Below are 25,167 nucleotides of genomic sequence, written 5' to 3'. Positions count from 1 at the left end.
CATGGTGCTCAGTGCAGTTCGTAGACGACGTGGCCGCCGACCAGCGTGGTGCGCACGCGCCCACGCATCTCGTAGCCGAGCCACGGCGAATTCTTGCCCTGGCTCTTGAGCGCGCGCCGCTCGACCTTCCATTCCTGCTCGGGATGGAAGATGCAGATATCGGCGGCGCTGCCTGCGGCCAGCGTGCCGGCAGCCAGGCCGAGCACGCGGGCCGGCTCGGCCGTGATGCGGGCTAGCGCCTTGCCCAGCGGCACCTTGTGCTCCTCGGCCCAGCGCAGCGTCAGCGGCAGCAGCAGTTCCAGCCCGGTGGCGCCTGGCGAGGCTTCGGCGAAGGGCAGCAGCTTTTCGTCGTCGTCCACGGGGGTGTGGTCCGAGCACAGTGCGTCGATGGTGCCGTCGGCCAGCCCGGCCACGATGGCGTCGCGGTCGCGCGCGCTGCGCAGCGGCGGCGAGAAGCGCATCTGCGAGTTGAAGTAGCCGATGTCCATGTCGGTCAGCGACACGTGGTGGATATTGACGTCGCAGGTCACCTTGAGGCCTTCGCGCTTGGCCTGGCGCACCAGCTCGATGCCCGCGGCCGACGACAGGCGGCACAGGTGCACGCGTGCGCCGCTGGCGCGCATCAGCTCGAAGATGGTGTGCAGGCGCACGGTCTCGGCAATCACCGACATACCGGACAGGCCCAGGCGCGACGCCACGGCGCCGCTGGCGGCCACGCCGCCACCGAGGTACGGGTCTTCCGGGCGCAGCCAGACCGTGAAGCCAAAGGTCTGCGCGTACTGCAGGGCGCGCAGCAGCACCTGGGTGTTGCGGATCGGCGCTTCGGCCTGCGAGAAGCCGATGCAGCCGGCCTCGGTGAGCTGCGACATCTCGGTCAGCGTCTCGCCCTTGAGGCCCAGCGTGAGCGCACCTAGCGGATACACATGGGTCTGGTTGAGCGTGCGGGCGCGGTACTTGAGCATCTCGACCAGGCCGGGCTCGTCTAGCACGGGGTCGGTGTCGGGCGGGCAAACCAGGCTGGTCACGCCGCCGGCGGTGGCTGCCGCCACTTCGGATTCGAGCGTGGCCTTGTATTCATAGCCCGGCTCGCGCAGCCGCGCGGACAGGTCGACCAGGCCGGGGCAGACGATCAGCCCGCTGGCGTCGATCGTCTTGTTGGCGTGGAAGTCCGCCGGCGCGCTGCCCACGCCGACGATCTTGCCGGCGGCAATGTAGAGGTCTTGCTGCGCATCGACGTTCGCGGCCGGGTCGATCAGGCGGCCGCCCTTGATGTGGATCTTCATATCGTGTCGCTTGGCTTGTATTCGGTTGTTCTGGCTTGCCTGGACCTTGTCGGTCGGGCGCTATCCATCATGAGATCAGTCGTGGTTTCCGGCCACGATGCCCATCACGGCCATGCGTACCGCAATGCCGAAAGTCACCTGGTTGAGGATCACGGACTGCGGCCCGTCGGCCACGGCGGAATCGATCTCCACGCCACGGTTCATGGGGCCCGGGTGCATCACGATGGCATCGGGCTTGGCCAGCGCCAGGCGATCGGGCGTGAGGCCATAGGCCTTGAAGTACTCCTGCGCCGAGGGCAGCAGCGCGCCGCTCATGCGTTCGTTCTGCAGGCGCAGCATGATCACCACGTCCACGCCCTTCATCCCCTCTTCCATATTGTGGAAGACACGCACGCCCATCTGCTCCAGCCCCGAAGGCAGCAACGTGCGCGGGCCGATGGCGCGCACTTCGGGCACGCCCAGTGTGGTCAGCGCGTGGATGTCGGAGCGCGCCACGCGGGAGTGCAGGATGTCACCCACGATGGCGACCGTGAGATTGGTGAAATCCTTCTTGTAGTGGCGGATCGTGTACATGTCGAGCAGCCCCTGCGTGGGGTGCGCATGGCGGCCGTCACCGGCGTTGATGACATGCACATGGGGCGCAACATGCTCGGCGATCAGGTAGGGCGCGCCGGAACTGGCGTGGCGCACCACGAACATGTCGGCCGACATCGCCGACAGGTTGTTGATGGTGTCGAGCAGCGACTCGCCCTTGCTGGTGGACGAGGCGTTGATGTTCAGGTTGAGCACGTCCGCGGAGAGCCGCTTGGCGGCAATCTCGAAGGTGGTGCGGGTGCGCGTGGAGTTCTCGAAGAACAGGTTGAACACGCTTTTGCCGCGCAGCAGCGGCACCTTCTTCACTTCGCGGTCCGAGTCGGACAGCGAGACGAACTGGCTGGCGGTGTCGAGGATGTGCGCGACCATCTCGCGCGACAAGCCCTCGATCGAAAGCAGGTGCTTGAGCTCGCCGTTCTTGGTCAGTTGCGGGTTGCGGAACGTCTTGATCATGGCAGGTAGAAAGGGCCGGGCGGTGGCGTTGACTGGTCTGGGCAGGTCTGGGTCTGGCTTGCCGGCGTGCCGTTGCGGGCGCGCCGGCCGGTGGGCTGGGCAGGCTTAGTTGCCGGTGGCCTCGTTGGCGAAGGCAAAGCGCATGTCGGAGCCGGTGCCCTCATGCGACAGCACCAGCGTGGTCCCGGGCGGCAACGCCACGTGCGTGGCGGCAAAGTCGGCAGCCGCCGGCAGTTCGCGGCCGCCGCGATCGACCAGCACGGCCAGCGCCACGCGGGCCGGGCGGCCATAGTCGAACAGCTCGTTGACGGCGGCGCGGATGGTGCGCCCGGTAGCCAGCACGTCGTCGATCAGCAGGATCTTGCGGTCTTGCACGTCAAAGGGCAGCGTGGTCGGCTGGGCCTGGCTATGCAGGCCCTTCTTGGCATAGTCGTCGCGGTGGAAGGCAACGTTGATGACCCCGTGGGCCGCCAGCTGCAGGTCGGCGGCGAGCCGCTCGGCAATCCAGGCACCGCCGGAATAGATGCCGGCGACCGACCATTGCGCGCGTTCGGCCTCGGGCAGCGCGGCCTGCACCTGGTCACGCAGCTTACGGTAGAGCGCCTCGGCGTCGAGAGAGGAAGTCTGGGTCATAGCGGATGCTGGTCGAAGTACTGTTGCAGGATGATGCTGGCGGCCTCGGCATCGAGCGCGCCCTTGCGGGCGCCGGCCATCTCGGCGGCAATCGACGTGTAGCTTTCGTCCACCCAGGCCACCGGCAGGCCGAAGCGGCCGTTCAACTGGTTGCCGAAGCGGCGTGCGAGCCGCATCGAAGGCTGCTGGCTGCCGTCCGGATTGGTGGGCATGCCCACCACCAGTTGCACTGGCGCCCACTCGTCGATCAGCGCGGTTACCGCCTCGAAGCGGCCTTCCACTGTGATATTGGGGATGATGACGAGCGCACGGGCCTCGCGCGTGACAAAGTTGCCAAGCGCAACGCCGATCTTCTTTTCGCCATAATCGAAGGCCAGGACGGTGCCGTCGGAGGGCAACTGGCGCGGCGCTGGCGTCGCTCCGTCCTCAGGCATGCCCAGCCTCGCCCGAGAGCATGGTGAAATCGATGCCCAACAGGCGTATGGCGGCGGCGAAGCGTTCCTCGGGGGGCACGCTGAAGATGATTTCGGGATCGGCCTGGACAGTCAGCCAGCCATTGCGGCTGAGTTCTTCCTCCAGCTGCCCCGCGCCCCAACCGGCATAGCCCAGCGTGAGCAGGAAGCGTTGCGGGCCGCTGCCGTTGGCCACGGCCTCCAGCACGTCCTTGGAGGTGGTCATCTCAAGTCCGCCGGGTACGGCCAGCGACGAGACATAGATGCCAACCGGATCATGCAGCACGAAGCCGCGCTCGGTCTGCACCGGCCCACCGAAATAGACAGGCTGCTGCGCCACCGGCTGGATCTCCAGCTTGAGGTCGATCTTGTCGAACAGGGTGGCCATATCGATATCGATAGGCCGATTGATCACCAGGCCCAGCGCGCCGCGGTCGTTGTGCTCGCACAAGTAGACGACGGAACCCGAAAAAGTCGGGTCTGCCATGCCGGGCATGGCAATCAGGAACTGATTGGTGAGATTGATTGGGGCTTCCAGCGTCGCCATTCCTGCATTTTATCAAATCGTTGCCATCCGTCCGGAAAAGATTCGCGGAATGCCGCAACGCAACATTCCGACGCTTGCCCGGTGCGCTTGCTTGCTGGCCTCTGTGCCAGCGTCGATGCTCGCTTGCCGCCGCCTGCTTATTCCTTGCGCGTCAGGGCGGCCAGATCTTCCGGCGTCAGCCAGCGCCAGTCTCCCAGTGCCAGGGTCGGCTCCAACACCAGCCCCCCGATGGCGCTGCGGTGCAGGGCTTCCACATGGTTGCCAGCCGCGGCCACCATGCGCTTGACCTGGTGGTACTTGCCCTCGGTCAGGCTAAGGCGCAGGCTGCGCTCGCCGGTAGCTTCGCAGGCGGCCGCCGCGATCGGGGCCGGCTCGTCCTCCAGCTGCACGCCCGCCACCAGCGCATCGACCTGCTCTTGGGTGACCGGCTCGGCGGTCGTCACTTCATAGACCTTGGGCACCTTCTTCTTGGGCGAGGTCTGGGCGTGGATGAACTGGCCATCGTCCGAGAGCAGCAGCAGGCCGGTGGTGTCCTGGTCCAGCCGCCCGACCGCCTGTACCTCGCGCTGGCGCAGCGGCACCGGCAGCAGGTTGTACACGCTGGGATGGTGGCGCGGGCGCTGCGAGCATTCGTAGCCCACCGGCTTATTCAGCAGGATGTAGGCCTTGGTGTGGCCGATCCATTCCTCGCCGTCCACGGTCAGGCGCAGGCCATCGACTTCGAACTTGGCGCCCGGATCCTCGCACAGGGTACCGTCGACCTCCACCAGGCCGGCCCCGATCAGGTCGCCACAATAGCGGCGGGTGCCGAAGCCTTGGGATTGGAGGATGCGGTCGAGTGTCATGGCCATGGCTTGCTTCTTGATATCTGGATTACTGGATTACTGGATTACTGAAATACGGGCCGGCTGTTCGGCGCTGCGGACAACGCTGGCCGGCATGCCGGGCCAGCCCGAGCGCGCGGCGCATGCCTGACGCTATGGTAGGGTAACAGGCTTCGCCAGCCCAACTTCCGGAGCGCCCGATCTTGCCCCCATCCCCCGCCGACGCCCGCCAACCCTATCGGATCGACCGGCTGTTCGAGCGCGGCCTGGTCTGGTTCCGGCGCGACCTGCGCGCCGACGATCACGCGGCGCTGCATTATGCCCTCAAGCACTGCCGCCAGGTATGGTGCGTCTTCGTCTTCGACCGCGAGATCCTGGATCCGCTGCTGGCGCGCGGCCTGGCGGCCGACCGCCGGGTGGCGTTCATCCTGGCCTCGCTGGCCCCGCTGGACGAAGCACTGCGCGCGGCCGGCGGCGGCCTGATCGTGCTGCACGGCCACGCGCGCGCAGCCATTCCCGAGCTGGCCGCCGAGCTCGGCGTCACCGCCGTGTTCGCCAACCACGACTATGAGCCCGCCTCGCTGGCCCGCGATGCCGAAGTCAGGCAAGCGCTGGCGGGCCAGTCCTGCGCCTGCTTCAGCTTCAAGGACCAGGTGATCTTTGAGCGGGATGAGATCCTGACCGGCCAGGGCAAGCCCTTCTCGGTCTTCACGCCCTACAAGAACGCCTGGCTCAAGGCCTTGCTTCCGTTCGACCTCAAGCCCTACCCGGTCGAGCCTTATCTGAAGTCACTGGCCGCTCCGCCGAAGGCTTACGTGCAGCCGCTGCCCACGCTGGATGCACTGGGCTTCGCCCCCTCCAACTTGGCCGAGATCGCCATGCCCACCGCCAGCGCCGGCGCCCACGCGCTGTTCGACGAGTTTTGCGAGCGCATGGGCGACTATGCGCGCCGGCGCGACTTCCCCGCCCTGCGCGGCCCGAGCTACCTGTCGGTGCACCTGCGCTTTGGCACCCTGTCGATCCGCACGCTCGCCCGCACTGCCCACGCCGCCACGCTGCGCGGCGGCGCCGAAAGCGCCGGCGCCGCCACCTGGCTGTCGGAGCTGATCTGGCGCGATTTCTACTTCATGATCCTGCACCACCACCCCCGGGTCGCCGCGGGGCATGCCTTCCACCCCGCCTACGATGCCATCCGCTGGCTCAATGGCGACACCGGCGAGCGCTACTTCCAGGCCTGGTGCGACGCCAGGACCGGCTACCCGCTGGTGGACGCCGCCATGCTGCAGATCCGGCAAAGCGGCTACATGCACAACCGGCTGCGCATGGTGGTAGCGAGCTTCCTGGTGAAGGACCTCGGCGTGGACTGGCGGCGCGGCGAACAGTACTTCGCCGACCAGCTCAACGACTTCGACTTCTCCGCCAACAACGGCGGCTGGCAGTGGGCCGCCTCCACCGGCTGCGATGCCCAGCCCTACTTCCGCATCTTCAACCCGACCACGCAGTCCGAGAAATTCGACCCGCAGGGACGATTTATCAGGAAGTACTTGCCGCAACTCGCGCGCCTGCCGGACAAGTACATACATGCTCCCTGGACAGCCTCCGAGGACGTGTTGCTAGCAGCCGGGGTCAAGCTAGGCGAAAACTACCCGCGGCCGATCGTGCAACACGACGTGGCCCGCAAGGAGACGCTGGCGCGGTATTCAGTAGTGAAGGAGAAGGCAGGAATCGACTCTGCACAGCCCGACGGTGACTGAGAACCAAAGAGCCGTAAGCAACGATTCATTGCAGCCGTGTTTTTCCCGCCCGGAGGGCGGGAAAAACCCACGCGCGATGCGAAGCGAGCCGTGAAGGTGTGCCAAGGCCGTATGGGGCGCCTCGGGATTCGGCGAAAAGAGCGGAAAAGAGGGACCCATGTTTGAGTATCGCCTTAAGGCGATGCGAGTTTGGGTCCCGGCCGCTCTTTTCGTCGAATCCCGAGGGGGTGTCGCCTCATCCGGCGCGCCTTTTTTGCCTACTTTTTTGGCAAGACAAAAAAGTAGGTCGCCGCCCCGCAGGGGTGGTGAAACTGCAGTTGACGTTGCAGTTAAGCCCTTGAAGCTGATTTTGCAGTTGCAGTTGACATCAACCCCAACCCACCCCCTCAAGCCGCCAAAATCGCACTCTCCCGATAATGCCGCTGCGCCTCCTCAGGCCGCTCGGTCTCCTCAAACATCTTAGCCAACGCCAGATGCGCCCGAACCCGCAGCCTGCGCTGCAGGTCAGCATCCGCATATTTCAACGCCCGCTCAAAGCTGGACTGCGCCTTGCCCCATAGCTTCTCGCCCAGGCACAGCACGCCTAGCGTGAAGTAGAGATCCGCGTCCACAGGATGCTGCGTCAGCCATTTCTCCGCCTGCTGAATCTGCGGCAGCGCACGTCCCGGCTCCGCGCATTCGGCATAGCGCAAGACCAGCCGGCTATCCCAGTTGACCTTGAGCGCGTCCTCCACGATCTTGCGCGCTTCATCCTGACGGCCCAGCGCCGCGAAATAGCGCGCTGCGGGCTCGGCGATGCGGGCCGCGCGGCGTTCGTCGGTGGACAACGAACGCCAGAAATCCTGCAGGCCCTGCACGTCGTGGCGGCGCTCCTCCAGCAGGGCCTCGCAGGCCAGTTGCTTGAGGCGCAGCGCCAGCACAGGATGCAGGGCATTGCGCTTTTCCAGCGAGCGCGCCAGGCGCAGGACTTCGGTCCAGTTCTTCAGGTGCTGGTGGGCACGCAGCGCGATGCGCTGCACGTGGATCTGACGCGCGCCCTGGGCCTGCAGCTGCGCGATGGTTTCCAGCGCGCCTTCGGCATCGCGCGCGTCGACCAGCAACTCGGCCATCGACACCAGCCGGGCCTGCTCGCGCTCAGGATCGGTCACCTGCGCCATCCAGGCGTCGCGCCGCTCGGTTTCCTGCATGCGGTGCGCCGCGCGGGCGCCGATCAGCGCTGCCGTCTGGGCCTGCTCAGGCCAGGCCTGGGCCTCGCGCGCGGTACGCTCGGCACGGGCAAAGCGGCCGGCGAACAGGTTCTCGATGGACTCGCGCAAGGCCGCCTGCGCGCGGTTCATGCGGCTGCGCTCGCGGTAGGCCGCGGCACGCGCCGGCATCTCGGACAGATGGCGCGCAGTGCTGAGGATGGTCCAGACCACGAAGAACGCCAGCAACAGCAGGGCCAGCGCCAGGTTCAGCGACAGCTCAACCCGGTAAGGCGGGTAGAACAGAACCAGGTTGCTCTGGTTGAATTGCGTGAACAGCGCGAGCCCGACCGCGCCGCCAAACAGGATAGCTACCCAGAAAAGAAGCCGCATGCGCTACTCCTTCTTGAGCGCTTGCAGCGCGCCGAGGCTTTCCGCCATGGTGGGCAACTGCACCGTCACGGCGCCGGCCTGGGCCTGCTTGAGCAGGGTCAGAACGGCCTGCACGCGGCGCGACTTGGTGTCGCAATAGCGTCCGATCATGGCTTGCGCGGCCGCCAGGTCATTGCGGAACACCGGCTCGTTGCGCGACAGCAGCGCCAGGCGCGCATTGAGCAGCCGCAGCTTGACGTTCTCGCGCAGGAACCAGCCCTGGTCGCCGGTCAGCAGCAGTGCCTGGGCATCATCCACGCGGCGGATGCGGATAACCTGCATCAGCTCGTCGCGCACACTGCCCCACAGGCGGCCAAACCAGTTGCCGATCGCGTTGCCGGCCGGCGCGGCCTCGTCCTTGGCGGCATTCTTGCCAGCCTTGGCGCCGGCGGGCTTGGCGGGCTTGTCGACAGCCTCCGCCTTCCCGTCCGTCTTGCGCGCATCCGCTTCACTGCGCTCGAGCATGCGCTCGCTCGACAGCAACGGCAGCGTATCGATCTGGTTGATGGCTTCATCGAGCTTGATGGCGGCACCGGTCAGGTCCGTATCCGGCACGGCCTTCATGCGCGCCACGTCGCGGGCGATGGCACGGCGCAGCAGGTTGTACTGCGGCTTGTCGGTCCGTGCAAGGCGCGTGTCGGCGCTTTGCAGCGCGGCCAGTGCTACCTGCACATTGCCCGTCAGCTGGAGTTGCTGGCCGGCGTTGGTGAGCAGTTGCTGGATCTCGGCAATCTCCCAGTCGTCGCGGTTGCGCATCAGGTCCTGGTAGACCTGCTCCAGCGCGGATTGCTTGTCGCGGGCCTCGCCCACCTGGCCGTCCAGCGCGCCAACCTTGGCCTGCAGTTCCTTGACGGTGTCCTGCGCGTTGCGCGAGAGCACCCGGGTTTCCTGCACTAGCGCATCGTTGCTCTGCTGGCGCCGCGCCAGTTCCTGGGTCAGGTGGTCCACGCGCTGCTGCAGCCACCAGAAACCGCCGCCGATGGCCAGGATCAGCAGGAACAGCAGCAACCACCATGGATTGACGCGGGGTGCGCCGCGCGCGGGCAGCGAGGCGCCAGCCGCGGGAGGCGGGCTGGAAGCGGGAGGAGCGGTATTGTCTTGCGTCACGCGATCGACCTTCGTTGACGTTGCGGGCGGTGGGTTGACTGGTGGTGGTGCCGGGAGTGGCGGCACCGTGGCGAGCGGGACGGGCGCGGCGGCAGCCGGCGGCGCCGCGACAGGCATCGGCGCCGGCGGGCCGGCATGCGCCTGCGCCCACTGGCGGCAAGCCGCCAGCAGGCCTTCGTCTCCGGGTGCGGCGCGCAGCAAGTGCGAGAACCCGAGGGCCAAGGCCTGTTCGGCGATTCTCGCATGGGGCGCGATGCACTGCACCTGGCGCAGGCAGGCGAGCTCTTGCGGGCTCAGGGCCTGGCGCGCCATCTCATCGAGATTGCGCACGGCTTCGGAACTGGTCAGCAGCCAGGCCTGCGGTGCCGCGCCCGGCTTGAGCGCGTCGCGCACGGCTTGCCATTGCATGCTGCCGGGCGTGGGGACCGAGCGCTGGTAGGCCTCGACCGCCTGCACCTCGGCGCCGGCGGCGCGCAGGCGCTCGGCCAGCCAGTCGCGTCCGCCATTGCCACGGATGATCAAGACCTTACGTCCGGCAAGCGCCCCGGCACCAAGCTGGGCTTCAAGCTGTTGCCACAGGGCCTCGGAATCGAAGCGCGCCGCGGCGCCGTCGCCACCGTTGGCGGCGTCGCCGTTGTCTGCCTCATGGCCGGTCGTGCAACCCGCCGGGGCGATCACGCGGTAGTTGGGCGCGGCAATCCCGCGCTCGGCCAGCGCAGCCACGCTGGCGGGGCCAACCACGGCTACCGCTACGGATGCCGGCCACTGCGGCGCGGGCTTGTCCTGCACCTGGGCCAGCGCATCGAGTGCGAAGGCCACGGCATTGGGACTGACGAAGACCACCAGCGTGAAGTCCGCCAGTTGCGCCAGCGCCGCGCGCAAGCGGGCATCGTCGGCCACGGGGCCGATCGCCAGCAGGGGAAAGCCAAGCACGTCCAGGCCGGCGGCCGACAAGGCCTCGGTAAGTTGCCGGGACTGCCCGGCGGGTCGTGTTACAACGACGGTCGGGCGGGGCATGGGCCGGTCTCAGGCAGGGGCTTGAGGGGACGCCGGATCCACCAGCGCCGCGAGAATATCAGCCGCGCCCTGCCCCAACAGGTCCTGGGCAACGGCCTTGCCAAGCGCTTCGGCCTGGCTGGACGCATCGGCGCCTTCCACCACGGCCGCGGACTGGGCCCGCACGCTGCGGCTGCCGTCGGGCAGCGCCACGAAGGCGTCGATGTGCAGTTTCGTGCCCTCCCAGCGCGCATGCGCGGCAAGCGGCACCTGGCACGAACCGCCCAGCATGCGCGACACGGCACGCTCGGCGGTCACGGCCAGCGCGCTGGGCGCATGGTTCAGCGGCGCCAGCCACGCGGCCAGCTCGGGGCGGCCGGACGGGATCTCGATACCCAGCGCGCCCTGCCCGGCTGCCGGCAGCGAGCTGACGGGATCCAGCACGGCACGGATACGGTCGGCCAGGCCAAGTCGCTTGAGGCCGGCGGCGGCCAGGATGATGGCGCCGTAGTCGCCGCGGTCGAGCTTGGCCAGGCGGGTATCCAGGTTGCCGCGCAGCGGCTGGATCACCAGGTGGGGGTAGCGGGTGCGCAACGCGGCCTCGCGGCGCAGGCTGGAGGTGCCTACCACGGTGCCCGCGGGCATGTCGTCCAGCGAGGCGAAGCGGCTTGAGACCAGCGCATCGCGCGGGTCCTCGCGCTCCATGATGGCGGTCAGGGCAAACCCTTCAGGCAACTCCATCGGCACATCCTTGAGGGAGTGCACGGCGAGGTCGGCGCGGCCTTCGGCCATCGCGATCTCGAGTTCCTTGACGAACAGGCCCTTGCCGCCAACCTTGGACAAAGTACGGTCTAGAATCTGATCTCCGCGCGTCGTCATTCCGAGAATGGACACATCGCACGCGGGATAGTATTGTTGCAACGCAGCACGCACATGCTCGGCCTGCCACATAGCCAGACGGCTTTCACGGGAGGCGATGACTAGCTTGCGCGGCGCAGCGCTGGACGAAGACGGGGAGACGGATGCTTGCATCCGCGAATGTTAGCACGCACCCCAAGCCGCTCCGGGCCAACAGACAACACACAATAGATAAGAAACGACAGGAGATTGCATGACGCAGCAAGCTGCGCGCCCCGCAGGCCGGCGCAAGCCAACCGCCAGCCGGGCAGACGCCCCCGACACCGCATTGGCTTCCGCCTCGATTCCCGCGACCGCCCCATCTGCCCCATCCGCCAAGGCCACCCGCGCCAGGCGCACCAGCGCCGCGAAGCCTGAAGCCGCGCCCGCCGCGACCCCGGCCCGCCGCGCCAGCGACAAGGATGTGCCTCTGCGCGAGGACATCCGCTTCCTGGGCCGCTTGCTGGGAGATTGCGTGCGCGAGCAGGAAGGCGAATCGGCCTTCGAGCTGGTCGAGACCATCCGCCAGACCGCCGTGCGCTTTCGCCGCGAGAACGACCGCGCCGCCGGCGCGGAGCTGGATCGTCTGCTCAAGCGCCTGTCGCGCGACCAGACCAACTCGGTGGTGCGCGCCTTCAGCTATTTCTCGCACCTGGCCAATATCGCCGAGGACCAGCACCACAACCGCCGCCGGCGCGTGCACGCGCTGGCCGGATCGCCGCCGCAGCCGGGCAGCCTGGCGCATGCGCTGCAGGCCATCGACGCGGCCGGCGTAACCGGCAAGACACTGCGCAAGTTCTTCGACGAAGCGCTGATCGTGCCGGTACTGACCGCGCACCCGACCGAAGTCCAGCGCAAGAGCATTCTCGACGCCGAGCGCGAGATCGCCCGCCTGCTGGCCGAGCGCGACCTGCCCATGACCGCGCGTGAGCGCGAGCACAACACCGCACTGTTGCGCGCGCGCGTCACCACGCTGTGGCAGACCCGCATGCTGCGCAATACGCGGCTGATGGTGGTGGACGAAATCGAGAATGCGCTGTCCTACTACCGCACCTGCTTCCTGCGCGGCATCCCGCAACTGATGAGCGAGCTGGAAGAAGACATCGCCGCGGTGTTTCCCGCCGCGCGCAAGAGCAAGGCTGCGCCGGCAGCCTCAACCCAGCTCGCGCCCTTCTTCCAGATGGGCTCCTGGATCGGCGGCGACCGCGACGGCAACCCCAACGTCACCGCCGACACGCTGCAACACGCCGCAAGCCAGCAATCGTCGCTGATCCTGGAGTGGTACCTGGACGAAGTCCACGCGCTGGGCGCCGAACTTTCGATGTCGAGCCTGATGGTGGAGGCCAGCCCGGAACTGCTGGCGCTGGCGGATGCCTCGCCCGACCACTCCGAGCATCGCGCCGACGAGCCGTACCGCCGCGCACTGATCGGTATCTATGCGCGCCTGGCGGCAACCTGCCAGGCCGTCACCGGGCAGGCCGCGCCGCGCCATCCGGTGGCCGACTCCGCGCCCTATGCCGACGCGCAATCCTTTGCCGCCGACGTGCAGGTCGTGATCGACTCGCTGCGCGCCCATCACGGCGAGGCGCTGGCGCGCACCCGCATCGACGCGCTGGCCAAGGCCATCGCCGTATTCGGGTTCCACCTGGCCTCGATCGACATGCGCCAGGTGTCCGACGTGCACGAGGCGGTGATCGCGGAACTGTTCGCCGCAGCCGGGGTTGAGGCCGACTATGCCGGCCTGACGGAAGCCCGCAAGCTGGAACTGCTGCTGGCCGAGCTGCGCCAGCCGCGCCTGCTGACGCTGCCCTGGCATGCCTATTCCGAGCAGACCCGCAGCGAGCTGGCCATCCTGAACATGGCGCGCGAGTTGCGCGCCCGCTACGGCGCGCGCGTGGCCCGCAACTACATCATCTCGCACACCGAGACGCTGTCCGACCTGGTCGAAGTGCTGCTGCTGCAGAAGGAAACCGGCATGCTGCACGGCACGCTGGGCAACAAGACCAACCCGGCGCGCCCGGAGCTGATGGTGATCCCGTTGTTCGAGACCATCGAGGACTTGCGCAACGCCGCCGGCATCATGCAATCGCTGCTGGAGCTGCCGGGCTTTGCCTCGGTGATCGCCCACCATGGCGGCGAGCAGGAAGTGATGCTGGGCTACTCCGACTCCAACAAGGACGGCGGCTTCCTCACCTCCAACTGGGAGCTATACAAGGCCGAGCTGGCACTGGTGCAGGTATTCGAGGCGCGCCGCGTGAAGCTGCGGCTGTTCCACGGCCGCGGCGGCACCGTTGGCCGCGGCGGCGGCCCGACCTATCAGGCCATCCTGTCGCAGCCGCCGGGCACGGTCAACGGCCAGATCCGCCTGACCGAGCAGGGCGAAATCATCAACAGCAAGTTCGCCAACGCCGAGATCGGCCGGCGCAACCTGGAAACGGTGATCGCCGCCACGCTGGAAGCCTCGCTGCTGCCGACGCAGAACGCGCCGAAGGACCTGGCGACGTTCGAGGCCGTGATGCAGCAGCTCTCGGATCGCGCGTTCACGTCGTATCGTCACCTGGTGTACGACACGCCCGGCTTCAAGGACTACTTCTTCGCCACCACGCCGATCACCGAGATCGCCGACCTCAACCTCGGTTCGCGCCCGGCCTCGCGCAAGCTGATGGACAAGAAGCAGCGCCGCATCGAAGACCTGCGCGCGATTCCCTGGGGCTTTTCCTGGGGCCAGTGCCGGCTGCTGCTGCCGGGCTGGTACGGCTTTGGCAGCGCGGTCAAGGCACTGCTGGACGAGGCGCCTGACGAGCGTGCGCACAAGGCGGCCGTAGCCACGCTGCGCCGCATGGTCAAGACCTGGCCGTTCTTCACCACGCTGCTGTCCAATATGGACATGGTGCTGGCCAAGACCGACCTGGCCGTGGCCTCGCGCTATGCGCAGCTGTGCGAAGACGCCGCGCTGCGCAAGACGGTGTTCGCGCGCATCAGCGCCGAGTGGCACCTGACCTGCGACATGCTGGCCCTGATCACCGGCCGTCATGAGCGCCTGGCCGACAACCCGCTGCTGGCGCGTTCCATCAAGAACCGCTTCGCCTACCTGGACCCGCTCAACCACTTGCAGGTGGAATTGCTCAAGCGCTACCGCTCGGGCAAGGACGGTGACGACATCCGCGTGCGGCGCGGCATTCACCTGACCATCAACGGGGTGGCGGCGGGCCTGCGCAACAGCGGCTAAGGCGAGGCTGCGCACACTGCGCAAAAAAAGCCGCCATGGTGGCTGGCACCATGGCGGGGAACCCGTCCGGCCAGTTGGCCGGACGGCGCAGAGTGTGGCTCGTCTACCGTGGCTATTGGCTGTCCGGGCAGAAACGGCAGACCGGGCGCGCGGCTCTCCATCCGATATTGGCGGCCAGGCTTTTAGCCGACGAACGCGCCCGGCACCGGGTCTTCGCCGAGCACCGAGAGCAGGATGGCCCAATGCATCGCTTCGTCACCCAGGATGCTGCCGGCGGCCTTGGTCAGCTCGCGATTGTGGAAGTTCGGCAATACGCCCAGGTAGGCCGCGGTGGCCCCCTTCTCCAGGCCGGCGGCAAAGCGCAGTACGTCGGCCTGGGTTTTCAGCTGATCGGTCGGGAAGCCGTATTCGCCCGGCTTTTTGGTGATCACGGGGCTGCCGCCCATCTTGGACACCGTGCCCGCCAGCACCTGTGCGTGTGCCTTGTGGTGCGTCTGGAACTTGACCGCTGTTTCCAGCACGGGTTTTTGCAGCAAACCGCTCTCCGCGCCAACCTGATAGGCCGCGATGGCCTGGTATTCCAGCCCGAGGGCAACATTGAGAATCGCGATATCGTCCTTGGTGCTGCCGGACTGAACCTGCGCCCATGCTGGCATCGACTCGCCCAGGCTCATCACCGCCAGCGATCCCAGCGCGAATAGGCCGGGGACTTTCAGCAAGCCGCGCCGGCGCGCATCCGGCGCAACAAGGATGCGGCTGTCCGTGTCCTCGCCGGCCTGGCGTTCGTGCTGCGCGGTGCTCGACTGCATGCGTTCCATGGTGTTCTCCTGTATAGGGGTGGACGGCGCCTTCATGGGGTCGCATGCGCTCGGATGCGGCTTGCATCGCGGCTGCAACGGCGGCGCCTGTCTCTTCTACGCGCGCAATTGGCCATCGGATGCAGCGATCCTTCGCATGCCGCGCGCGAGCCGTGCCTATAATCCGGGAACGTCACTTGCTGATATCCGCCCCCGGTGCCCTCCTCCCCCGCCGACTCCTCTTTTGCCCCCAGGCCGGCCGACGCCGACCTGCTTGCCGCGTTGCTGCAAGGCGCGGCCATGGGAGACCGGCACGCCTTGCGGCAGCTCTACGACGAGACCGCAACGAAACTGTTTGGCCTCGCGCTGCGTATAACCAACAGGCACGACTGGGCGGAGGATGTGGTGCAAGAGAGTTTCGTCAGCATCTGGCATCACGCCGGCGACTACCGGCCGCACCTGGCTGCCCCGATGACCTGGATGACAGCCATCGTGCGCAACCGGGCGCTGGATTGCCTGCGCCGCCAGGCAGCTGCCCGCACCAGCCAGACCGTGGAGCTGGACGACAGCCTTGGCGAGTGGCTGGCCGACGAAGCGGCCGGCCCGGCGGAACTTGCGCTCGCCAGCCAGCAAGCGCGGGCGTTGAACCAGTGCCTGCAGCGGCTGGAACAGCCACAGCGGCAGGCTATCTCGCTGGCCTACCTGAAGGACATGAGCCATAGCGAGCTGTCCGAACAATTGCAGGTGCCGCTTGGCACCATCAAGTCATGGATACGGCGCGGCCTGGAGCGCCTGCGCACGTGCCTGGAAAGCCTGTCATGAACCTCAGCCGCCATCCCGACCTGATCGACCGCCTTGCCGCGCAGTACGCGCTGGGCGTGTTGCGCGGGGGCGCGCGCCGCCGGCTGGAGACGCTCGCCCGCGAGGAACCCGCGATCCGCGCTGCCATCAGCCACTGGCAGTCCAGGCTGTCAGGCCTTGCCGAACTCCAGCCTGCCTCGGCGCCGGTGGAGAAGGTGTGGTGCGGGATCGAACAACGGCTGGGCTGGCAAGCCATGAAGGCGTCCGACGCGGCCACCCCGGCCGGTGCGGCACCCGCAGCCTGGTGGCAACGGCTGTGGGCCGCCCCCGGCTTCTGGCGCGGTGCCACCATGGCGACCGCCGCGCTGGCAGCCGTGGCAATCGGCCTCAACGTGCGGATGGTCCGTCAGCTGGACACTGCCCCGCTGGTCAATGCCGTGGCCGTGCTCAACGACGATCGCGCCCAGGCCGCCGTACTTGTGACCTGGGATGCACGTTCGCAAGCGCTTACCTTGCGCCGCCTGGATCACCTGCCACTGAACGATGCGCAGGCCCTGCAGCTTTGGGCCCTCCCCGCCAGCGGCAAGCCGCAGTCGCTCGGCGTGATCGGGCACCAGCGCCAGTTGCGCTTGGCGGTCGCCCAGGCGCTGGGCAAGGTGCCGGCGCTGGCGATCAGCGTGGAGCCGCGCGGCGGCTCGCCCGACCCCAACGGCCCCACCGGGCCGGTGGTGTTCAAGGGCCAGGTCATCGACAACACCTTATAGGGCGGTCCGGGAGGCCCTCCCGGACCCGCTACCGTCTGCGTGGGGCCCGGCAGCGATATAATCGTAGTTTCCCCGAATTCTCTCGTTCGCCCCGCGGCCCGCCGCCGGCTTGCGAGCTAACCCAGCCTTACCGCCCATGACCTCCCAACTTGCCAAGAAAGGCGAAGCCTGGTCCGCCCGCTTCTCCGAACCGATGTCCGACCTGGTGAAGCGCTACACCGCTTCGGTGTTCTTCGACAAGCGCCTGGCTCTGTTCGACATCCAGGGTTCGCTGGCGCACGCCGCCATGCTGGCCAAGCAGGGAATCATCGCCGAGGCCGACCGCGCCGAGATCGAGCGCGGCATGACGCAGATCCGTGGCGAGATCGAGGCCGGCGGCTTCGAGTGGAAGCTCGACCTGGAAGACGTCCACCTGAATATCGAAGCGCGCCTGACCGCGCTGGTCGGCGACGCCGGCAAGCGCCTGCACACCGGCCGCTCGCGTAACGACCAGGTCGCTACCGATATCCGCCTGTGGCTGCGCAGCGAGATTGACACCATCATCGGCCTGCTGGGCGCGCTGCGTGGCGCGCTGCTGGACCTGGCCGAGAAGAACGCCGACACCATCCTGCCGGGCTTCACCCACCTGCAGGTGGCCCAGCCGGTCACCTTCGGCCACCACCTGCTGGCCTACGTGGAAATGTTCACGCGCGACGCCGAGCGCATGGCCGACTGCCGCCGCCGCGTGAACCGCCTGCCGCTGGGCGCCGCCGCGCTGGCCGGCACCAGCTACCCGATCGACCGTGAGTTCGTGGCGCAGCAGCTGGGCTTCGACGGCGTGTGCCGCAACTCGCTGGACGCCGTCTCCGACCGCGACTTCGCCATCGAATTCTGCGCCGCCGCCGCGCTGGTGATGACCCACATCTCGCGCTTCTCCGAAGAACTGGTGATCTGGATGAGCCCGCGCGTGGGCTTTATCGATATCGCCGACCGCTTCTGCACCGGTAGCTCGATCATGCCGCAGAAGAAGAACCCGGACGTGCCCGAACTGGCGCGTGGCAAGACCGGCCGCGTCAACGGCCACCTGATCGGCCTCTTGACCCTGATGAAGGGCCAGCCCCTGGCGTACAACAAGGACAACCAGGAAGACAAAGAGCCGCTGTTCGACACGGTGGACACCGTGGCCGATACGCTGCGCATCTTCGCCGACATGGTGCCGGGCATCTCGGTCAAGCCGGACGCCATGCGCGCCGCCGCGCTGCAAGGCTATGCCACAGCCACCGACCTGGCCGACTACCTGGTCAAGCACGGCCTGCCCTTCCGCGATGCCCACGAAGCCGTGGCCCACGCGGTGCGCGCCTGCGACGACCGCCGCTGCGACCTGGCCGACCTGACCGTGGCCGAGCTGCGCGAAGTCACCGGCCTGGGCGACAAGGCCGCGCTGATCGGCGATGACGTGCACGCGGTGCTGACGCTGGAAGGCTCGGTCGCGGCGCGTAACCACATCGGCGGCACCGCGCCGGCACAGGTACGCGCGGCCATTGCCGCGGCGCGCGCCACGCTTTAAACGCAGGCTGCGGATTCAATGCAGCGCAGCGTGCCGATGTAAGTTTCACGTAAGTTTTGTTTTGAAAGAAAGCCGCCAGGGCAGACCCCTGGCGGCTTTTTTTATTGTTTCCCGGCTCTTTTGATTTTTGCGCGAAGCGGTAGGTATTAGCCCCAAGCGCCGAAGCATTTTGTTACAGATAAACTAATCGCCGCAAAAACAGGGGAGACAACCCATGTATTACTTGCTTGGTCTGTCACGACAGATCGACAGGTTGAATCAGCACACGGGCAGGCTTGCAAACATCATGATCCTGCTGTCGTGCCTGATCAGCGCAGGCAACGCCCTGCTGCGTTACGGCTTCAACCTCAGCGACAACTGGCCGCTCGAGCTGCAATGGTATATGTTCGCCATCGCGGTGATGTTCGGCGCCTCCTACACCTTCCAGCGCAACGAACACGTGCGCGTGGACCTGATCTACGGCAACGTATCGGAGCGCGCGCAACACTGGATCGACATCTTCGGCATTGTCTTTTTCCTGCTGCCATCCTGCGTGCTGTTTGCCTGGCTGTCGTGGGAATCGCTGTTCCTGCCCTCGTGGCACATCCTCGAGCAATCCGGTAACTCCGGCGGCCTGCCGCGTTACCCGATCAAGCTGGTGGTGCCCCTCGGCTTCGCCCTGCTTGCCTTGCAGGGCGTGTCCGAGCTGATCAAGCGCATCGCCGCCCTCAAGGGCCTCGTGCGCATCGAATCGAAATACGAGAGGCCAGTGCAATGATTCCATTGGAATATATGCCGCCGCTGATGTTCGGCGGCCTGGTGGTATTCATGCTGATCGGCTTCCCGGTCGCATTTTCGCTGTCGGCGGTGGGCCTTGCCTTCGGCATCCTGGCCATTCAGTTTGGCTACTTCCCGGTCAGTTTCCTGCAGGCGGTGCCCAGCCGCGTGTTCGGCAGCGTGCTGGCCAACGAGTTGCTGCTCGCCATCCCGTTCTTCACCTTCATGGGGGCGATACTGGAGAAGTGCGGGCTGGCCGAGGACATGCTGGACTCCATGGGCCAATTGTTCGGCCCGGTGCGCGGCGGCCTGGGCTACTCGGTCATCATCGTGGGCTTCATCCTCGGCGCCATCACGGGCACCGTGGCGGCGCAGGTGATCGCCATGGCGATGATCTCGCTGCCGGTCATGATGCGCTACCGCTACAACATGAAGTACGCCACCGGCGTGCTGGCGGCGTCGGGCACCATCACGCAGCTGGTACCGCCGTCGCTGGTGCTGGTAGTGCTGGCCGACCAGCTCAAGACGCCGATGGGCAGCGCCGACGTGGGCAGCATGTACCTGGGCGCCTGGGGCCCGTCGGTGATCCAGATCGCGCTGTTCGCGCTTTATACCTTCGTGCTGGCCCGCATCAAGCCCGACTGGCTGCCGCCGGTGCCGGTGGAAGAACGCACGCTGCGCGGCTGGGCGCTGTGGCGCAAATGCCTGCGCGGCATCATTCCGTGCGCGGTGCTGATCTTCCTGGTGCTGGGCACGATCATGCTGGGCATCGCCACGCCGACCGAATCCGGCGCCATGGGCGCAGTCGGCGCGCTGGTGCTGGCGGTGCTGCGCGACCCCGGCTTCGGCAAGCTCGACCGCAATGTCTATCGTATCGGCCTTGCCGCCACGGGCGTGGCCATTATCGCCGGCACCGTCGCGTTCGGCTCGCATGCCTTCCGCATTCCGCTGGCGGTGGTCTACCTCGTGATCGCATGGCTGCTGCTGCGCGCCGGCCAACTGACCGCGCTGCGCGGGCTGATCATCGAGGCTTACCAGTCCACGGCGCGCATCACCGCCATGGTGGTATTCATCCTGATCGGCTCCACCTGCTTCTCGGTGGTGTTCCAGGGCGTGGATGGCGGCGCCTGGGTGGAGCACATGTTCACCTCGCTGCCGGGCGGCTGGATCGGCTTCCTGCTGGTGGTCAACCTGTTCATCTTCTTCCTCGCCTTCTTCCTGGACTTCTTCGAGATCGCGTTCATCGTGGTGCCGATGCTGGCGCCGGTTGCGGTCAAGGTGCTGGCGCCGGTCGTCGCCGATTCGATGGGCGGCAACCCGGAAGCGGCAGCCACCGCGGCGCTGGTGTGGTTCGGCGTGATGCTGTGCGTGAACATGCAGACCTCCTTCATGCACCCGCCCTTCGGCTTCGCGCTGTTCTACCTGCGCGGCATTGCGCCCAAGGAAGTGAAGAGTTCCGACATCTACTGGGGCGCGCTGCCCTGGGTCGGCCTGCAGCTGATCATGGTTGTGCTGGTGATGTTCTGGCCGGGCCTGGTGACGATGTTCCTGGACAAGGGGTCGTTGCACCATAGCAATGCGGCGGAGGTCACGATTCCGCTGGGGGGCGAGAGCCCGGGCGGTGCGGCCTCGGTGCCGGCGCCTGTGCCAGGCGGCCGTAGCGAGCCTGGCACGCTGGAGTTGCCGGCGGCGCCTGCCGACAGCGAGCCCGCTACGCCGCAGTTCGAGTTCGACAAGAAGAAGTAGCGAGAGAATGCGCCGGCGGATTCGGTCGCCAGCATGGAAAAAGGCCTCGGGTTCCGTTCAAACCCGAGGCCTTTTTTGTTTTCCGGGGTTGCCCCCGCATCTTGTCTGCTTGGTTCAGGTCACGGCAGCAGCAGGATAGCGCCCGTGGTCGCGCGCGCCTCGGCCACCCGATGCGCCTCGGCCACCTGCTCAAGCGGGAAGCGCGCGCCAATGGCGGCCCGGATCGCACCCTGCCCGATTGCCTGGAACACATCCGCCGCGTTGGCACGGAACGTCTGGGCATCGGCGTTGTGCGGGAACACCGATGGTCGCGTCAGGAACAGGCAGCCCTTCTTGCTGAGCAGCTCCGGCTCGAACGCCGGCACGGGCCCCGAGGCGGCGCCATAGAGCGCCACCAGCCCGAATGGTGCCGCGCAGTCCAGCGAGCCCATGAAGGTATGCTTGCCCACCGAGTCATAGACCACGCGCGCCTTGCGCCCGTCGGTGGCGGCAATCACCTGCTCCACCCAGTCCGCCTGCGAATAGTTGATGGCGACATCGCACCCTGCCGCGCGGGCCACTTCGCACTTCTCGGCCGAGCCGGCGGTGCCGATCACGGTGGCGCCGAGCGCCTTGGCCCAGCTGCTGAGGATCTGCCCTACGCCGCCCGCGGCGGCATGCACCAGCACGACGTCGCCGGCTTGCACGGGATGTGTCTTGCGCACGAGGTATTGCGCGGTCATGGCCTTGAAGAAGATCGCCGCGGCGGTGAGGTCGTCGATGCTGCCGGGCAGCTTGACCAGCTTGTCGGCGGGCACGTTGCGCCGGCTGGCATAGGCACCGATGCCAGCGTGCATGTAGACCACGCGGTCGCCTTCGCGCAGGGCGGTCACGCCCTCGCCCACCGCTTCGACCACGCCGGCGGCTTCATGGCCCAGCCCGGTCGGCGACGGCAGCGGGTACTTGCCCGAGCGCTGGTAGACGTCGATATAGTTGAAGCCGATGGCGGTCTGGCGCAACCGCACCTGGCCGGCCGCCGGCGCGGGCAACTCGGCATTCACCAGGCGCATCACTTCGGGGCCGCCGAACTCCGTCAATTCCACCACGCGTGCTGATGTCATTTCCACTCCGTCGAGGTTGCATAGATTTGTGAGCGCCACTCTATCGCAATCTCGCGCAACGCGTCGGCCGTGCGCAAGGCATGGGCAAGCGCAAAAAAAAGGCCTCGCACGCGCGAGGCCTTCTTGCTTGCCGCCAGCCTGCGTTACTTCACGCAGTCGACGAAATACGCCTTGCCACCACCCTCGACCTCTTCCTCGACCAGGCCGTGGATGTCGGTCTCGAAGCCGGGGAACAGCTTGTTGAACTCGCGCGCGAACTTCAGGTACTGCACGATGATGCGGTTGAAGCGCTCGCCCGGGATCAGCAGCGGGATGCCCGGTGGGTACGGCGTGAGCAGGATGGCGGTGACGCGGCCTTCCAGTTCGTCGACGGCCACGCGCTCGATCTCGCGGTGGGCCATCATGGCCCACGCGTCCGACGGCTTCATTGCCGGTTCCATGTCCGACAGGTACATCTCGGTGGTCACGCGGGCCACGTCATTGGCCTTGTAGACGCTGTGGATCGCGTCGCACAGGTCGCGCAGGCCGAGCTTCTCGTACTGCGGATGCTTGCCGACGAATTCCGGCAGCACGCGCCACAGCGGCTGGTTCTGGTCGTAGTCATCCTTGAACTGCTGCAACTCGGTCACCAGCGAGTTCCAGCGGCCCTTGGTGATGCCGATGGTGAACATGATGAAGAACGAGTACAGCCCGGTCTTCTCGATGATGATGCCGTGCTCGGCCAGGTACTTGGTGACGATGGCCGCAGGGATGCCGCGGTCGCTGAACTCGCCGTCCACGTCCAGGCCCGGGGTGATGATGGTGGCCTTGATCGGGTCGAGCAGGTTGAAGCCGTCGGCCAGGTCGCCGAAGCCGTGCCAGCGTTCGTTGGCCTTGAGCATCCACTCTTCACGGTCGCCGATGTCGTCCTCGACCAGCGCCTCGGGGCCCCACACCTTGAACCACCAGTCGCCGTTGTTGCCGGCATCGTAGTCGCCTTCGACCTTGCGCATGGCGCGGCGGAAGTCCATCGCTTCCTGGATGCTTTCTTCGACCAGCGCGGTGCCGCCCGGGGCTTCCATCATCGCCGCCGCCACGTCGCACGAGGCAATGATCGAGTACTGCGGGCTGGTGGACGTGTGCATCAGGTACGCCTCGTTGAACCGGTAGCGGTCCAGCTTGCGCGTATCCGAATCCTGCACGAGGATCTGCGAGGCCTGCGACAGGCCGGCCAGCAGCTTGTGCGTGGACTGCGTGGCGAACACCAGCGCGTCCTTGCTGCGCGGGCGGTCTTTGCCGATCGCGTGCATGTTGCGATAGAAGTCGTGGAATGCCGCGTGCGGCAGCCAGGCTTCGTCGAAATGCAGCGTGTCGATCTCGGTGGCCAGCATTTCCTTGATCTGTTCGGCGTTGTACAGCACGCCGTCGTAGGTGCCCTGGGTGATGGTCAGGATGCGCGGCTTCTGATTCTTGGCCTGGCTGGCGAACGGGTGTGCGGCAATCTTGCGGCGAATGGTCTCGGGATCGAACTCGCTCTTCGGGATCGGGCCGATGATGCCGTAGTGATTGCGCGTGGGCATCAGGAACACGGGAATCGCGCCTGTCATCATGATCGCGTGCAGGATCGACTTGTGGCAGTTGCGGTCCACCACCACGATGTCGCCCGGCGCCACGTTGGCATGCCACACCATCTTGTTCGAGGTGGATGTGCCGTTGGTGACGAAATACATGTGGTCGGAGTTGAAGATGCGCGCGGCATTGCGCTCCGAGGCCGCCACCGGGCCGGTGTGGTCGAGCAGCTGGCCGAGCTCATCGACGGCATTGCAGACGTCGGCGCGCAGCATGTTCTCGCCGAAGAACTGGTGGAACACCTGGCCGACCGGGCTCTTGAGGAACGCCACGCCGCCGGAGTGCCCCGGGCAGTGCCACGAGTAGGAGCTGTCCTGCGCGTAGGCGATCAGCGCCTTGAAGAACGGCGGCGCCAGCGAATCCAGGTAGACCCGGGCTTCGCGGATGATGTGGCGCGCGACGAATTCCGGCGTGTCCTCGAACATGTGGATGAAGCCGTGCAGCTCGCGCAGGATATCGTTGGGGATATGCCGCGAGGTGCGGGTCTCGCCGTACAGGAAGATGGGCAGGTCGGTGTTGCGGCGGCGCACTTCGTTGACGAAGGCGCGCAGTTTCTCGATGGCCGCGGCTTCGGGCCGGTCGTCCTCGCTGACGAACTCGTCGTCGTCGATCGACACGATGAACGAAGAAGCACGGCTGGACTGCTGGGCGAAGGAGGTCAGGTCGCCATAGCTGGTCAGGCCCATCACCTCCATGCCTTCTTGCTCGATGGCCTGCGCCAGCGCGCGGATGCCCGAGCCGGAAATGTTCTCGGAGCGGAAGTCTTCATCGATGATGATGACGGGGAAGCGGAATTTCATTTGGCATCCTTGGACGGCAAGAAGGACTTGAGCCACATGGCCCGGGGATTCGTCCCCCTGGGTCGGCATGTGGCTCGACGTTCAGGCTTGGCGCGCGGCCCCGGGGTTTCCCGTAACACCGCAACGCGCGCATTGTATGCGATCAGGTCTTCGGCAGTGTGACACCTTGCTGACCCTGGTACTTGCCACCGCGATCGCGGTAGGAAGTCTCGCAGATCTCGTCGCTCTCGAAGAACAGCACCTGGGCACAGCCTTCACCGGCGTAGATCTTGGCAGGCAGCGGCGTGGTGTTCGAGAACTCCAGCGTCACATAGCCTTCCCATTCCGGCTCGAACGGGGTCACGTTGACGATGATGCCGCAGCGCGCGTAGGTGCTCTTGCCCAGGCAGATGGTCAGCACGCTGCGCGGAATGCGGAAATACTCCATCGTGCGGGCCAGCGCGAAGGAGTTCGGCGGGATGATGCAGACATCGCCCTTGAAGTCGACAAAGGACTTTTCGTCGAAGTTCTTCGGATCGACGATGGTGCTGTTGATATTGGTGAAGATCTTGAATTCGTCGGCGCAGCGGATGTCGTAGCCGTAGCTCGAGGTGCCGTACGAAACGATCTTGCGGCCGTCTTCTTCCCGTACCTGGCCGGGCTCGAAGGGCTCGATCATGCCGTGCTGTTCCGCCATGCGGCGGATCCACTTATCGGATTTGATGCTCATAGGGGTATCGGGATGAACAAATGAGGGCAGGCTCGGGCGCGGCCCATGCTGACCGGGAACACTGCTCGCATTTGCTCACAGGCGCGCCGGACCTGCCGGGGCCTTGCGATGGGCCGCATTGTACAACCAAAATCCGGCATCACCGCCTTAAATGC

The 25,167-nt window shown here is 66.5% G+C and carries 20 protein-coding genes; 7 read left to right on the top strand and 13 right to left on the bottom strand.

What is annotated here, in order from left to right; genetic code table 11:
* Positions 1–8 precede the first annotated feature (8 nt).
* The 6 genes from AC1RQK_RS20535 to AC1RQK_RS20510 form a co-directional block, all read right to left on the bottom strand.
* The gene (locus tag AC1RQK_RS20535) at positions 9–1,283 is read right to left on the bottom strand and encodes a dihydroorotase (protein ID WP_174422640.1); all 1,275 of its coding nucleotides are present in this window, start codon (positions 1,281–1,283) and stop codon (positions 9–11) included.
* 75 nt (positions 1,284–1,358) lie between these two features.
* Entirely contained in the window at positions 1,359–2,330 is a 972-nt protein-coding gene (locus AC1RQK_RS20530; protein ID WP_006160521.1) for an aspartate carbamoyltransferase catalytic subunit, read from the bottom strand.
* Between the two features lie 105 nt (positions 2,331–2,435).
* A complete protein-coding gene (pyrR, locus tag AC1RQK_RS20525) occupies positions 2,436–2,963 on the bottom strand; it encodes a bifunctional pyr operon transcriptional regulator/uracil phosphoribosyltransferase PyrR (protein WP_492373262.1) in 528 nt (175 codons plus the stop codon).
* Positions 2,960–3,397 carry a Holliday junction resolvase RuvX gene (ruvX, locus tag AC1RQK_RS20520; protein ID WP_416049437.1) on the bottom strand — a complete coding sequence of 146 codons (438 nt, stop codon included), beginning with the start codon at positions 3,395–3,397 and terminating at the stop codon, positions 2,960–2,962. Before ruvX ends, pyrR begins: the two co-directional genes overlap by 4 nt.
* Entirely contained in the window at positions 3,390–3,962 is a 573-nt protein-coding gene (locus tag AC1RQK_RS20515) for a YqgE/AlgH family protein (protein ID WP_043348720.1), read from the bottom strand. Before AC1RQK_RS20515 ends, ruvX begins: the two co-directional genes overlap by 8 nt.
* Positions 3,963–4,099: 137 nt before the next feature.
* The gene (locus AC1RQK_RS20510; RefSeq protein WP_174422693.1) at positions 4,100–4,807 is read right to left on the bottom strand and encodes a pseudouridine synthase; all 708 of its coding nucleotides are present in this window, start codon (positions 4,805–4,807) and stop codon (positions 4,100–4,102) included.
* A gap of 182 nt (positions 4,808–4,989) precedes the next feature.
* Here AC1RQK_RS20510 and AC1RQK_RS20505 point away from each other — a divergent pair, with 182 nt between their 5' ends.
* Positions 4,990–6,540 carry a cryptochrome/photolyase family protein gene (locus AC1RQK_RS20505; protein ID WP_492810823.1) on the top strand — a complete coding sequence of 517 codons (1,551 nt, stop codon included), beginning with the start codon at positions 4,990–4,992 and terminating at the stop codon, positions 6,538–6,540.
* Positions 6,541–6,926: 386 nt separating this feature from the next.
* On the opposite strand, the gene AC1RQK_RS20500 is transcribed toward AC1RQK_RS20505, so the two are convergent.
* The 3 genes from AC1RQK_RS20500 to hemC are packed head-to-tail and all read right to left on the bottom strand — an operon-like array spanning position 6,927 to position 11,291.
* Positions 6,927–8,117: a heme biosynthesis protein HemY gene (locus AC1RQK_RS20500; RefSeq protein ID WP_174422644.1), complete on the bottom strand. Its 1,191-nt coding sequence runs from the start codon at positions 8,115–8,117 to the stop codon at positions 6,927–6,929.
* Positions 8,118–8,120: 3 nt separating this feature from the next.
* Entirely contained in the window at positions 8,121–10,280 is a 2,160-nt protein-coding gene (hemDX, locus tag AC1RQK_RS20495; protein ID WP_492810821.1) for a fused uroporphyrinogen-III synthase HemD/membrane protein HemX, read from the bottom strand.
* Positions 10,281–10,289: 9 nt separating this feature from the next.
* Entirely contained in the window at positions 10,290–11,291 is a 1,002-nt protein-coding gene (gene hemC / locus AC1RQK_RS20490) for a hydroxymethylbilane synthase (RefSeq protein WP_492810819.1), read from the bottom strand.
* Between the two features lie 79 nt (positions 11,292–11,370).
* On the opposite strand from hemC, the gene ppc reads away from it, so the two are divergent.
* Entirely contained in the window at positions 11,371–14,385 is a 3,015-nt protein-coding gene (gene ppc / locus AC1RQK_RS20485) for a phosphoenolpyruvate carboxylase (RefSeq protein WP_492810817.1), read from the top strand.
* A 182-nt stretch (positions 14,386–14,567) separates the two neighbouring features.
* On the opposite strand, the gene AC1RQK_RS20480 is transcribed toward ppc, so the two are convergent.
* Entirely contained in the window at positions 14,568–15,203 is a 636-nt protein-coding gene (locus AC1RQK_RS20480; RefSeq protein WP_492376711.1) for a ferritin-like domain-containing protein, read from the bottom strand.
* Between the two features lie 195 nt (positions 15,204–15,398).
* On the opposite strand from AC1RQK_RS20480, the gene AC1RQK_RS20475 reads away from it, so the two are divergent.
* From AC1RQK_RS20475 to AC1RQK_RS20455, 5 genes are all read left to right on the top strand, one after another.
* Complete coding sequence (locus tag AC1RQK_RS20475) at positions 15,399–16,004, top strand: sigma-70 family RNA polymerase sigma factor (RefSeq protein WP_492810815.1); 606 nt, start codon at positions 15,399–15,401, stop codon at positions 16,002–16,004.
* Positions 16,001–16,747: an anti-sigma factor gene (locus AC1RQK_RS20470; RefSeq protein ID WP_492374993.1), complete on the top strand. Its 747-nt coding sequence runs from the start codon at positions 16,001–16,003 to the stop codon at positions 16,745–16,747. The genes AC1RQK_RS20475 and AC1RQK_RS20470 overlap by 4 nt, the downstream gene beginning before the upstream one ends.
* 136 nt (positions 16,748–16,883) lie before the next feature.
* Complete coding sequence (gene argH / locus AC1RQK_RS20465; RefSeq protein WP_006160535.1) at positions 16,884–18,293, top strand: argininosuccinate lyase; 1,410 nt, start codon at positions 16,884–16,886, stop codon at positions 18,291–18,293.
* A gap of 214 nt (positions 18,294–18,507) precedes the next feature.
* Positions 18,508–19,050 carry a TRAP transporter small permease subunit gene (locus tag AC1RQK_RS20460; protein WP_492374991.1) on the top strand — a complete coding sequence of 181 codons (543 nt, stop codon included), beginning with the start codon at positions 18,508–18,510 and terminating at the stop codon, positions 19,048–19,050.
* Positions 19,047–20,795, top strand: a complete 1,749-nt coding sequence (locus AC1RQK_RS20455) for a TRAP transporter large permease (RefSeq protein WP_492810812.1) — start codon at positions 19,047–19,049, stop codon at positions 20,793–20,795. Before AC1RQK_RS20460 ends, AC1RQK_RS20455 begins: the two co-directional genes overlap by 4 nt.
* A 119-nt stretch (positions 20,796–20,914) precedes the next feature.
* Here the strand turns inward: AC1RQK_RS20455 and AC1RQK_RS20450 are convergent, their stop codons facing one another.
* From AC1RQK_RS20450 to dcd, 3 genes are all read right to left on the bottom strand, one after another.
* Positions 20,915–21,895 carry a quinone oxidoreductase family protein gene (locus tag AC1RQK_RS20450; RefSeq protein WP_492810810.1) on the bottom strand — a complete coding sequence of 327 codons (981 nt, stop codon included), beginning with the start codon at positions 21,893–21,895 and terminating at the stop codon, positions 20,915–20,917.
* A gap of 143 nt (positions 21,896–22,038) precedes the next feature.
* Positions 22,039–24,303 (bottom strand): arginine/lysine/ornithine decarboxylase, encoded by a 2,265-nt coding sequence (locus AC1RQK_RS20445; protein WP_183036612.1) that lies wholly within the window; start codon positions 24,301–24,303, stop codon positions 22,039–22,041.
* Between the two features lie 142 nt (positions 24,304–24,445).
* Entirely contained in the window at positions 24,446–25,012 is a 567-nt protein-coding gene (gene dcd, locus AC1RQK_RS20440; protein WP_017230746.1) for a dCTP deaminase, read from the bottom strand.
* Positions 25,013–25,167: the final 155 nt, after the last annotated feature.

Source organism: Cupriavidus sp. GW822-FHT02D05 (assembly GCF_058802485.1).
The sequence above is the reverse complement of the archived record's forward strand: the minus strand, read 5'-3'. Positions and strand labels throughout refer to the sequence as shown.

Bases quoted from the DNA above. Each gene is read 5' to 3' on its own strand.
- AC1RQK_RS20535 (WP_174422640.1), bottom strand. From the start codon at position 1,283: ATGAAGATCCACATCAAGGGCGGCCGCCTGATCGACCCGGCCGCGAAC.
- AC1RQK_RS20530 (WP_006160521.1), bottom strand. From the start codon at position 2,330: ATGATCAAGACGTTCCGCAACCCGCAACTGACCAAGAACGGCGAGCTC.
- pyrR (WP_492373262.1), bottom strand. From the start codon at position 2,963: ATGACCCAGACTTCCTCTCTCGACGCCGAGGCGCTCTACCGTAAGCTG.
- ruvX (WP_416049437.1), bottom strand. From the start codon at position 3,397: ATGCCTGAGGACGGAGCGACGCCAGCGCCGCGCCAGTTGCCCTCCGAC.
- AC1RQK_RS20515 (WP_043348720.1), bottom strand. From the start codon at position 3,962: ATGGCGACGCTGGAAGCCCCAATCAATCTCACCAATCAGTTCCTGATT.
- AC1RQK_RS20510 (WP_174422693.1), bottom strand. From the start codon at position 4,807: ATGACACTCGACCGCATCCTCCAATCCCAAGGCTTCGGCACCCGCCGC.
- AC1RQK_RS20500 (WP_174422644.1), bottom strand. From the start codon at position 8,117: ATGCGGCTTCTTTTCTGGGTAGCTATCCTGTTTGGCGGCGCGGTCGGG.
- hemDX (WP_492810821.1), bottom strand. From the start codon at position 10,280: ATGCCCCGCCCGACCGTCGTTGTAACACGACCCGCCGGGCAGTCCCGG.
- hemC (WP_492810819.1), bottom strand. From the start codon at position 11,291: ATGCAAGCATCCGTCTCCCCGTCTTCGTCCAGCGCTGCGCCGCGCAAG.
- ppc (WP_492810817.1), top strand. From the start codon at position 11,371: ATGACGCAGCAAGCTGCGCGCCCCGCAGGCCGGCGCAAGCCAACCGCC.
- AC1RQK_RS20480 (WP_492376711.1), bottom strand. From the start codon at position 15,203: ATGGAACGCATGCAGTCGAGCACCGCGCAGCACGAACGCCAGGCCGGC.
- AC1RQK_RS20470 (WP_492374993.1), top strand. From the start codon at position 16,001: ATGAACCTCAGCCGCCATCCCGACCTGATCGACCGCCTTGCCGCGCAG.
- argH (WP_006160535.1), top strand. From the start codon at position 16,884: ATGACCTCCCAACTTGCCAAGAAAGGCGAAGCCTGGTCCGCCCGCTTC.
- AC1RQK_RS20460 (WP_492374991.1), top strand. From the start codon at position 18,508: ATGTATTACTTGCTTGGTCTGTCACGACAGATCGACAGGTTGAATCAG.
- AC1RQK_RS20455 (WP_492810812.1), top strand. From the start codon at position 19,047: ATGATTCCATTGGAATATATGCCGCCGCTGATGTTCGGCGGCCTGGTG.
- AC1RQK_RS20450 (WP_492810810.1), bottom strand. From the start codon at position 21,895: ATGACATCAGCACGCGTGGTGGAATTGACGGAGTTCGGCGGCCCCGAA.
- AC1RQK_RS20445 (WP_183036612.1), bottom strand. From the start codon at position 24,303: ATGAAATTCCGCTTCCCCGTCATCATCATCGATGAAGACTTCCGCTCC.
- dcd (WP_017230746.1), bottom strand. From the start codon at position 25,012: ATGAGCATCAAATCCGATAAGTGGATCCGCCGCATGGCGGAACAGCAC.